At 71.8% G+C, this 9,573-nt stretch carries 11 protein-coding genes; 5 read left to right on the top strand and 6 right to left on the bottom strand.

What is annotated here, in order from left to right; all coding sequences use genetic code 11:
• Nucleotides 1-273 precede the first annotated feature (273 nt).
• Nucleotides 274-942: a TetR/AcrR family transcriptional regulator gene (locus KBX53_RS11850; RefSeq protein ID WP_210859153.1), complete on the bottom strand. Its 669-nt coding sequence runs from the start codon at nucleotides 940-942 to the stop codon at nucleotides 274-276.
• A 108-nt stretch (nucleotides 943-1,050) separates the two neighbouring features.
• Between KBX53_RS11850 and KBX53_RS11845 the strand changes: the two genes are divergently transcribed.
• The 3 genes from KBX53_RS11845 (at nucleotide 1,051) to KBX53_RS11835 (ending at nucleotide 4,178) form a co-directional block, all read left to right on the top strand.
• Nucleotides 1,051-1,524, top strand: coding sequence for a MarR family winged helix-turn-helix transcriptional regulator (locus KBX53_RS11845; RefSeq protein ID WP_307857840.1), 474 nt, complete (start codon nucleotides 1,051-1,053; stop codon nucleotides 1,522-1,524).
• Nucleotides 1,521-3,161, top strand: a complete 1,641-nt coding sequence (locus tag KBX53_RS11840; RefSeq protein WP_210859151.1) for an MDR family MFS transporter — start codon at nucleotides 1,521-1,523, stop codon at nucleotides 3,159-3,161. Before KBX53_RS11845 ends, KBX53_RS11840 begins: the two co-directional genes overlap by 4 nt.
• Before the next feature lie 117 nt (nucleotides 3,162-3,278).
• On the top strand, nucleotides 3,279-4,178 hold the full coding sequence (locus KBX53_RS11835; RefSeq protein WP_210859149.1) for a phosphatase PAP2 family protein: 900 nt from the start codon (nucleotides 3,279-3,281) through the stop codon (nucleotides 4,176-4,178).
• On the opposite strand, the gene KBX53_RS11830 is transcribed toward KBX53_RS11835, so the two are convergent.
• Entirely contained in the window at nucleotides 4,157-4,900 is a 744-nt protein-coding gene (locus KBX53_RS11830; RefSeq protein WP_210859148.1) for a cyclopropane-fatty-acyl-phospholipid synthase family protein, read from the bottom strand. The two genes, KBX53_RS11835 and KBX53_RS11830, sit on opposite strands and share 22 nt — an antisense overlap.
• 61 nt (nucleotides 4,901-4,961) lie before the next feature.
• Between KBX53_RS11830 and mug the strand changes: the two genes are divergently transcribed.
• Entirely contained in the window at nucleotides 4,962-5,531 is a 570-nt protein-coding gene (gene mug, locus KBX53_RS11825; RefSeq protein ID WP_030332853.1) for a G/U mismatch-specific DNA glycosylase, read from the top strand.
• Here mug and KBX53_RS11820 read toward each other — a convergent pair.
• Nucleotides 5,528-6,034, bottom strand: a complete 507-nt coding sequence (locus tag KBX53_RS11820) for an SRPBCC family protein (RefSeq protein WP_210859146.1) — start codon at nucleotides 6,032-6,034, stop codon at nucleotides 5,528-5,530. The two genes, mug and KBX53_RS11820, sit on opposite strands and share 4 nt — an antisense overlap.
• Entirely contained in the window at nucleotides 6,031-6,393 is a 363-nt protein-coding gene (locus KBX53_RS11815; RefSeq protein WP_030332856.1) for a helix-turn-helix transcriptional regulator, read from the bottom strand. The genes KBX53_RS11820 and KBX53_RS11815 overlap by 4 nt, the downstream gene beginning before the upstream one ends.
• 109 nt (nucleotides 6,394-6,502) lie before the next feature.
• Between KBX53_RS11815 and KBX53_RS11810 the strand changes: the two genes are divergently transcribed.
• Nucleotides 6,503-7,603: a calcium:proton antiporter gene (locus KBX53_RS11810; protein ID WP_030332858.1), complete on the top strand. Its 1,101-nt coding sequence runs from the start codon at nucleotides 6,503-6,505 to the stop codon at nucleotides 7,601-7,603.
• A gap of 63 nt (nucleotides 7,604-7,666) precedes the next feature.
• On the opposite strand, the gene KBX53_RS11805 is transcribed toward KBX53_RS11810, so the two are convergent.
• Nucleotides 7,667-8,923, bottom strand: a complete 1,257-nt coding sequence (locus tag KBX53_RS11805; RefSeq protein WP_210859144.1) for an RNA polymerase sigma factor — start codon at nucleotides 8,921-8,923, stop codon at nucleotides 7,667-7,669.
• Between the two features lie 3 nt (nucleotides 8,924-8,926).
• Entirely contained in the window at nucleotides 8,927-9,319 is a 393-nt protein-coding gene (locus KBX53_RS11800) for a YciI family protein (protein ID WP_245233651.1), read from the bottom strand.
• Nucleotides 9,320-9,573: the final 254 nt, after the last annotated feature.

The raw sequence follows: 9,573 nt of genomic DNA, 5'->3' as shown, positions 1-9,573 counted from the left end.
ATGGTTCGGGGAGGTGCCGGACCTGTGGGGATCTTCCTGCGGGGAGCGCGACGCTGCGCCGTGCGGGTTGCCGTGCCGGTGCTCCCCGCCCGCCGAGGGGGGAGCGTCGCTACCGCCAGCGCCAGGAGACGGCTGGCTCAGCAGTGGCGACCAGTGGCGATCGCGTCGCCGAGGTGCCCCACTTACCACAAAGGATGGTCAAGGCGCATCGACTGCTATCGCTGACGCAGTAAACCTCCGATGTCTGCGCTCCGTCAAGACCGCGCCCGTTGGCTACCACTCACTGGGCCCTGGGGGATTCTGCGGGGATCGGAGGGCGGTGCCAGGTGCGGTGCTGGTCCGGTGGCCTCCGGGGGGCACCGCGGGCGCGGCCGCGACGAGCGCGGTCCGGACGGTTTCCGTCATCGGCTCGCCCGGGTGCTCGATCCAGTGCTGGACGGCGACCCGCCGGATGGTCAGGAAGGTCGCGGCCAGGAGGCGGGAGCGCAGTGCCACGTCGTCGCCGGTCAGCCGGCGGGCGAGTTCCGCGGCCAGCTCGCGCTCGATCGCGGCGTACGCCGCCACCTGGTGTGGGGCCAGGCCGGGGTGCGCGCGTAGCTCCCGGCGTTGGGTCAGCCAGGAGGGCTCAGAACCGCCGAAGACCTCCTCGGTGAGGCGCTCGGCTGCCCGGCTCAGGACGGTCCACGGCGCCTCGTCGACGGGCTGTTCCCGGATCAGCTCCAACAGCCGGTGCAGGCGCATGGTGTCGCCGTGGAAGAGGGCCTGCTCCTTGCTGGAGAAGTAGTTGGAGAAGGTCCGCCGGGAGACGTTGGCGGCGTCGGCGATCGCCTCGACCGTCACCGCGTCGATGCCCTCGTCGGCGGCGAGGCGGAGGGCCGCCTCGTGCAGAGCGAGGCGGGTGGCCGCCTTCTTGCGCTCCCGCAGACCGGTCGTCTCGTCCATCGCACCGAGGGTACGTGCGGGTGAGGGACTTCTCAATGAGCAAACTTGCGCAGTGGGAAAGATCGGTAGATGCTTGCTTGAGGCAACCAACTCGGGTGGGGAGCGGATGTGGAAAGCGATGCCGGTGAGCTCGGCCTTCGCCTGTACGACCTGGTCAGAAGCGTTCGACTGCTGAAACAACGCCGGGCCGACGAACACCCGGCGATCCCGGCCGGCATGCTCGGCATGCTCGTGCAGATCGAACAGCTCTCCGGCGACTGCCACGCCCGCGACCTGGCCGAGCGCACTCGGCTGGACGCGTCGACCGTCAGCCGCTCCGTCGCGGCGCTCGTCGCGCACGGGCTGGTCGAGCGGCGGCCAGACCCGACCGACAAGCGGGCGACCATCCTGGCGGTCACCCCGGCCGGCCGTGCCGCCCTGGCCGACAGCCACCGCTGGTACGGCGAGGTGCTCGAACGGGCGCTCGCCGACTGGACTCCCGGCGAGGTGGCGGCGCTGAGTGCCGCCCTCGGCCGGTTCACCGGCGACATCGAGATCGCCCTCGGAAACAACGACAACGACAACCTGGAGGCCGCGCGATGAGCGCACCCACCATCACGGCCGGCGCTGAGCCGATGACCCATCGGCGGACCCTGGAAGCGCTCAGTGGCCTGCTGCTGGTGCTGTTCGTCGCGATGCTGAGCAGCACTGTCGTCTCGACCGCGCTACCGAAGATCATCGGAGCCCTGAACGGCTCGCAGAACCAGTACACCTGGGTGGTCACCGCGACCCTGCTCACCGCGACGGCAACCACCCCGATCTGGGGCAAACTGGCCGACCTGTTCAACAAGAAGATCCTCATCCAGGTCGCCATCGTGGTCTTCCTGGTGGGCTCGGTCGTCGCCGGCTTCTCGCAGAGCGCCGGCCAGCTCATCGCCGCCCGCGCGTTCCAGGGCATCGGGGTCGGCGGTCTGCAGGCGCTCGTCCAGGTGGCGATCGCGGCCATGATCCCGCCGCGCGAGCGCGGCCGCTACAACGGCTACCTCGGTGGTGTCATGGCCGTCGCGACGGTCGGCGGCCCACTGCTCGGCGGCCTCATCGTCGACACGTCCTGGCTCGGCTGGCGCTGGTGCTTCTTCGTCGGCGTGCCGGTGGCCGCGATCGCGCTGATCCTGCTCCAGGCCACCCTGCACCTGCCGACCGCACGGCGTGAGAATGTCAAGATCGACTACCTGGGTGCCGGCCTCATCGCCGCTGGCGTCAGCGTGCTGCTGATCTGGATCTCCTTCGTCGACGGCTCGTTCGCCTGGGCCTCCTGGCAGACGGCGGCCATGGTGGGCGGTTCGCTCATCCTGCTCGCCCTGGCGGTCTGGGTCGAGTCGCGCGCGGCCGAGCCGGTCGTCCCGCTCGGTATCGTGCGCCAGCACACCACCGCGCTGGCCATCCTCGGCAGCCTCGCAGTCGGCATGGCCATGTTCGGCGGTGCCGTCTTCCTCGGTCAGTACTTCCAGATCGGCCGCGGCTACAGCCCGACCGAGGCAGGCCTGCTCACCATCCCGATGATGGCGGGAGTCCTCGGCTCTTCCATCGTCGCGGGCCGGCTGATCACCAAGAGCGGAAAGATCAAGCCGTACATCGTCGCGGGTTCGATCCTGCTCGTCGCCGGGTTCGCGCTGCTCGGCACCATCGACCACGAGACGTCGCTCGTCCTGGTCGGCGCCGCCATGTTCACCGTCGGCGTCGGCGTCGGCATGACCATGCAGAACCTCGTCCTCGCCGTTCAGAACACGGTCTCGCTCAAGGACATTGGCGCGGCCAGCTCCAGCGTCGCGTTCTTCCGGTCGCTCGGGGGTACCATCGGCGTCTCCGTGCTCGGCGCCGTCCTCGCACGCCGGGTCGGTGACCAGATCACCCACGACCTCACCGCCGCCGGGATCCCCGCCTCCGGCGGCTCGGGCAGCAGCAACCTCAACATCACCGCCCTGCCCGAGCAGGTCCAGGAGATCGTCCGGGCGGCGTACGGCGACGCCACCGGACACATCTTCCTCATCTCCGCCGCCATCGGGGTCGTCGGCATCATCGCCGCGCTCCTGCTCAAGCCGATCACCCTGCGGACCAGCCTCGACCTGCCGGACGCCGCCACGTCGGCGGCCGTCGCCGCCGACGCGGTCGACGGCGCTCCCGCCTTCGACCAGGTGCGCGTCGACACCACGCAGGACGGACCGACCCGGTCACGCTGACGTCGGGCCATCCGACCCGGGGCCGGTACGAGCGAACGTCACCGAATCGAGGGGTCTGTGGATACCGCGGAGCTGCCAGCGGCACCCGCCCGGCGAGCCGTAGCACTGCGCCGGGCCATGCGTGAGCTGGGGCTCGTCGCCACCCTGTTCCTCGTCTACAAGGCGGCGCGGGTGGCGGGGGCCGACCGGGCGTCGACAGCGGTGGGAAACGGGGAATGGATCTGGCGGGTGGAGCGTCTGTTCCACCTGCCCGACGAGGCCGCCTTCCAACGTCCCGTGCTCTCCCACGAGCTGTTGGTGCACCTGGCCAACGGCTACTACGCGTACGTGCACTTCCCCGCCACGATCAGCTGTCTGATCTGGCTGTACGTGCGACACCCCGTGCGTTATCTCTGGACGCGTCGCATGCTCGCCGGGCTCACCGCGGCCGCACTGGCGCTGCACTTCCTGGTTCCGCTGGCGCCGCCGCGACTGACCACCCTGACCGGCATGGTGGACACCGGTAGCCGTTACGGGCCCGCCGTCTACGGCCCGCCCGACACGGACGCGTTGAGCAACCAGTACGCCGCCATGCCCTCCCTGCACGTCGGCTGGGCGCTCGCCGTCGCCGTCGCGCTCATCGCCGTGACCGGCGGGCGCCTGCGGTGGCTGTGGCTGGCGCATCCGCTCGTCACCCTGCTGGTTGTCGTGACCACGGGCAACCACTACTGGCTCGACGGCATCGTCGCGGCGGTGCTGCTCGCCGTCGTCTCCGTCGGGCTGCCGAGGCCCGCACAGCCGACCAGCCCACCCACCCGCGGGCGCGGCGCCCGGACCGGATGGCCCCGCCAGCGCCTACGGGCTCCGCACGCACCGTCTGGTCACCCACCCGCGCGAGCCGACGCCGGTGACGTCGTGAGAACGAGCGGCGCCGAACGGGCTTGTCAACCGGTCGGCTCCGGTTCTCCTGCCTGCCAGTTCAGCTCTGCCGTTCGGTCCAGACGTGACCGGGGCCGTCAGCGACCGAGGACGAGGTAGGCGAGGCCGAGGACACCTCGGTAACCGCCCACGTACTCGCGCAACCGGTCGTCGAGTTCCGCGCGGACGTCGGCCGCACGAGGATCCTCCGGGTACGCCAGCAGCCACTCCTGCCGGCCGGCCAGCCAGCTGGATTCGAAGTCGTCCCATTCCCGCTGGTCGGCGGTGCTCAGGTGCAGCAGCCGCCAGCCGCGTTCGCGGGCGGCCTCGACCAGCCCGGGGAGGGTCGCGACATCCGGGCCGAAGACCTCGGCGATCTCCGCCGTGGGGGGCCGTTCCCAGTAGGCGTCGCCGAACAGCAGTCGCCCACCGGGTCGTACCACGGCGGCGAGGGCGTCGAGGGCCGCCGCGGTGTCGCCGAAGGCGTGTGCCGAACCGATGCAGAGGACCCGGTCGGCCGGCTCCTGCCAGGCGGCCGCTTCCCCCGTCACGAACGCGACGTGCCGGTTCAGCGACCGATCCGCGGCGAGTCGCCGCCCTCGGGCGAGAACGGCGTCGTCGGTGTCGACGCCGACGCCCCGGGTCGCGACCGGGCCGGACACACCGCCGGCGGCGACCGCCCGCAGCAGCAGCTCACCCCAGCCGCAGCCGAGGTCGAGCACGCGTGAGCCGGGGCGGACGTCGAGCCGTTGCAGCAGCAGCGCGGCGTGCTCCGGTGAGAGCGGAGTGTTCCAGCGCATCCGGGCGTAGCGGCTGGCGGCGAGGTGGTCGTCGGACTGCATCGGGTCACTGTGTCAGAGCGCGCGCCGGTGCCGGCGCCGGGCGTACGGCAGGATCGGTGCTGTGGACGCGGAGCGTGCGGGGCCGCCGCGACGGCCGACCCGGCAGGAGGTGGCGGATGCCGCCGGCCGAGGTCTGCCGGACGTGATCGGCCCTGGGCTGCGCGTGCTGTTCTGCGGTTACAACCCGGGCCTCTACTCGGCCGCCGTGGGGCAGCCGTTCGCCCGCCGGGGCAGCCGCTTCTGGCCGGCCCTGCACGGGGCTGGCTTCACCGACCGCCAGCTGCGTTCGTGGGAGAGCGACGAGCTGCTGCGGCAGGGCCTGGGCATCACCAGCCTGAGCAACCGGGCCACTGCCCGCGCCGCCGAGCTGACGTCGGAGGAGCTGGTGGCCGGGGTCACCGGGTTGGCGATGAAGGCCGAGCGCTACCGGCCGCGGTGGGTGGCGATCCTCGGGGTGACCGCGTACCGGGTCGCCTTCGCCCGACCGACGGCCGTCCTGGGTCCGCGACCGGAGCCGCTCGGGCCGGCCCGGGTCTGGGTGCTGCCGAACCCCAGCGGCCTGAACGCGCACTTTCCCCTGCCGGCGCTGACCGCCGAGTTCGCCAGGCTGCGGCGGGAGCTGGACCCCTAGCCGGCCGTCGCGGCGGCCAGCCCCTGGTAGTACTTCTGCATCGCCGGGTGGTAGTCGTCGAACCGCGGGCGGGGCGAGCCGTCGCGGGAGGCGACCAGCAGGTCCAGGTAGTACTCCCAACCGGCGCCCACCTCGGCGATGCCCGCCACGCTGCTCAGGTGCTGCACGAATCGCAGCTCGGTGGTGCCGTCGGTCTCGGTCAGCGACAGCTCCAGCAGCCAGTTGCCGTGTTCGTCGATCATCGACACGGCGAGGCGCAGTGGCGGTTCACACACGTCGATGCGTACCGCACACCAGGGCTGCTGCTCCTCGTACGCCATCTGGACCTGGATGGTCCGTCCGGGCCCGGCCTCGCCCTCCCACGGGCCGAACCAGCGGGCGGTGCGCTCCGACTCGGTCAGGCTGGCCCAGACGTCCTCCACTGGGGCGCGGAAGGTCCGGGTGAGGACGAGATCGTGCCCCGTGGCGGTGCGAAACAGGCGTCCTGCGGGTGTGCGGGTCATGCCGTGTGCTCCCTTCGGTGCTCCGCCGGGCCACGGCTGCGGCGCTCTCGGCGGGTGCGATAGACCTCGGTCTCCAGCGCGTCGAGGTGCCGCTCCCAGCGGTCGACGGTGGCGAGCCCGGTGAGCCAGTCGAGCAGCGGGGCGAGCGGGCCGGGGTCGAGCCGGTAGATCCGCTGCCGTCCGACCAGCTCGTCACGGACCAGCCCGCTCTCCCGCAGCAACCGTAGGTGGCGGCTGACGGCGGGTCGGCTGATCGTGAACCGCGCGGCGATGACGCCGGCGGAGAGGGGCTCGTCGCGCAACATGCTCAGGATGCGCCGGCGTACCGGGTCGGCGATCGCGACGGCCACCTCATCCACCCCGAAAGAGTAACCTACAGGTTACGGGTTTGCTCGTTGTGGACCTCGACACGGCAGACGCTGCGTCGATGGTGGGCACATGATCACCTGGCCTGGCACTCTGTACGGCATGGCCGCCCTGCTTCGCTCCCGCCTGACCGACTGGACCTTCGCCGTACCCGTGCTCGCTCTGCTGGTGTTAGTCGCCACCTGGGGGCGGGACCTGCCCGGCCTGCTCATCGTGGTGGTCGCGGTGCTGCTGGGCGGTGCCGTGCTCGCGGCCGTGCACCACGCGGAGGTGGTCGCCCACCGGGTGGGGGAGCCGTACGGGTCACTGGTGCTCGCGGTCGCGGTCACCGTGATCGAGGTCGCCCTCATCGTCACGCTGATGATCAGCGGGCCGGAGAAGACCCAGTCGCTCGCCCGGGACACCGTCTTCGCCGCCGTCATGATCACCTGCAACGGGATCCTCGGCCTGTCCCTGTTGCTCGGGGCGCTGCGCCGCCGCGTCGCAGTGTTCAACCCGGAGGGCACCGGCGGGGCCCTGGCCACCGTGATCACCCTGGCCACCCTGAGCCTGGTCATTCCGACCTTCACCACGGCCCGGCCCGGCCCGGAGTTCAGCCCGGCCCAGCTCGCGTTCGCCGCCGTCGCCTCGCTGGCCCTCTACGGGCTGTTCGTCCTCGTGCAGACCGGTCGGCACCGCGACTACTTCCTGCCGGTCGACAGCAAGGGCAAGGTGATCGACGCGGAGGAGCACGCCAAGCCGCCGAGCACCCGGGCGGCCCTGATGAGTCTGGGACTGCTGCTGGTGGCACTGATCGCGGTGGTCGGCGACGCCAAGACCGTCTCCCCGACCATCGAGGCCGGCGTCGCCGCGGCGAACCTGCCGCACGCGTTCGTCGGTGTGATCATCGCCCTGCTGGTGTTGCTGCCGGAGACCCTGGCTGCAGCCCGCGCCGCCCGCCGCGACCGTGTGCAGATCAGCCTGAACCTCGCGCTCGGCTCGGCGATGGCCAGCATCGGCCTGACCATCCCGGTCATAGCGGTCGCCTCGATCTGGCTGGAAGGCCCGCTGCTGCTCGGCCTCGGCGGCACCCAACTCGCCCTGCTCGCGCTCACCGCGGTGACCGCCGTCCTCACCGTGGTGCCCGGCCGGGCCAACGTGTTGCAGGGCGGCGTACACCTGGTGCTGCTGGCGGCCTTCGTCTTCCTGGCCGCCAGCCCGTGACGTCTCCTGGCAGCCCCTGACGCTTCCTGGCCGCCTGCCTGTGCCACGGCACGGCCCGCTGGTTCAGTCGGTGGGGGGCGGGTCGCCCGCGAGACGGTCCGCGCGGGCGTTCAGGTAGCGCTGCTGTGCCAGGTTCGTCGAGCGCGCCGCCGCCATCCGGTACGCCTCGCGCGCCGCGACCCGCTCACCCTCCCGCTCCCACAGGTGGGCACGGGCGGCCGGCAGTCGAGGGTCGTCGGCGAGTCGACTGTCGTCGGCCAGGTCGGCGAGCAGCGCCAACCCGGCCGGAGCGCCCCGGCTCATCGCCACCGCCACCGCGTGGTTGAGCGCCACCACCGGGTTGTCGGACATCCCGAGGAGCACCTCGTACAGGGCGGTGATCTGCGCCCAGTCGGTGGCCGCCGCGCTGGGCGCCTCGTCGTGCACCGCCGCGATGGCCGCCTGGAGCTGGTACGCCCCGACGACCCCGCGCGGCAGCGCACCGGTGATCAGCTCGACTCCTTCGGCGATCTGGTCGGCCCGCCACCGCGTGCGGTCCTGCTCGGCCATCGGCACCAGCTCGCCGTGCGCGCCGATCCGCGCCGGAGCGCGGGCGTCGGTGAGCAGCATCAACGCGAGCAGCCCGGTGACCTCGGGATCGTCGGGCAGCAGCCGGTGCACCAGGCGGGCCAAGCGGATCGCCTCGGCGGTCAGGTCGGCCCGCAGCAACCCGGGCCCGGCGGTACGGGCGTACCCCTCCGTGAAGACCAGGTAGAGCACGTGCAGCACGGCGGCGAGCCGGTCGGCGCGCTCCGGGCCGGTGGGCGGCGCGAACCGCAGTCCACTGTCGCGGATGCGCTGCTTGCCCCGGCTGATCCGCCGGGTCATCGTGGCCTCCGGCACCAGGAACGCCCGCGCCACCTCGGCGGTGCTCAACCCGCCCAGCGCACGCAGCGTGAGCGCGATCTGTGAGGCCGGCGAGAGCGCCGGATGGCAGCACAGGAACAGCAGGATGAGCGTGTCGTCGGCGTCCGCCGCCTCATGGTCGGCGGCGGGCGCGTGCCGCTGCTCGGGCAGCGTCCACCGCGCCACGGTGTCCTCCCGCCGCATCCGGGCCTGCTCGCGCCGCAGCAGGTCGGTCAGCCGGCGGGACGCCACGGTGATCAGCCATCCCCGGGGGTTGTCCGGTACGCCGTCGCGCGGCCACCCGTCGGCCGCGGCGATCAACGCCTCCTGCACCGCGTCCTCCGCGGTGTCGAAGTGCCCGAAGCGGCGGACCAGCGCGCCGAGGACCTGCGGCGCCAGTTCGCGCAGCAGGTCCTCGGTCGGGGTTTCCGGCACGTGTCAGCCGGCCAGGTCCTCGACGCCGTCGAGCACCGGTCGCACGTCCACGTACCCGCCGGGGGCGTCCGGGTCGACGAGGCCGGCGGCGATCTCGGTGGCCCGATCGAAGCTGGCGCACTCCACGATGGTGTAACCGGCGAGGACCTCCTGCGTCTCCGGGTACGGGCCGTCGGTGACCACCGGCGCTCCCTCGCGTACCTGCACCCGGCGGGCGTGTACCGGCTCGCTCAGGCCCCGGGCGTCGACCAGTTCCCCGGACTCGGCCAGCGCCTGGTGGAAGGTCTCCATGTGGTGGTGCATCGCCGCGATCTGCTCGGCCGACATCGCCGGCCGGTCGGAAGCCCGACCGGACAGCACGTCATAGTCCTGCTGCGACCCGTAGAGCAGAATCATGTACTTCACAGTGGCCCTCCTGTCTCCGGTGCCGCCCCGGCACCGTCCACCGGAAACGTCGAACCCAACCCCCGCTCCCGGACACTCCCACCCCACCCGATCTGGTGATCAAGAAGTTTGCGTCACGACACGCCGGGCGGGCTGACGCCAACCTCTTGATCACCAGTGAGCGAGGGGATGGTGGGTGGGGATTAGGTTGGTGGAATGACGGTGGTGTGGGTGGTGGTGGGGGCGTTTGTGTTGGTGGTGGGGGC

The organism is Micromonospora sp. M51 (assembly GCF_018070305.1).
In the GTDB taxonomy this organism is placed as follows: domain Bacteria; phylum Actinomycetota; class Actinomycetes; order Mycobacteriales; family Micromonosporaceae; genus Micromonospora; species Micromonospora parva.
The sequence above is the reverse complement of the archived record's forward strand: the minus strand, read 5'-3'. Positions and strand labels throughout refer to the sequence as shown.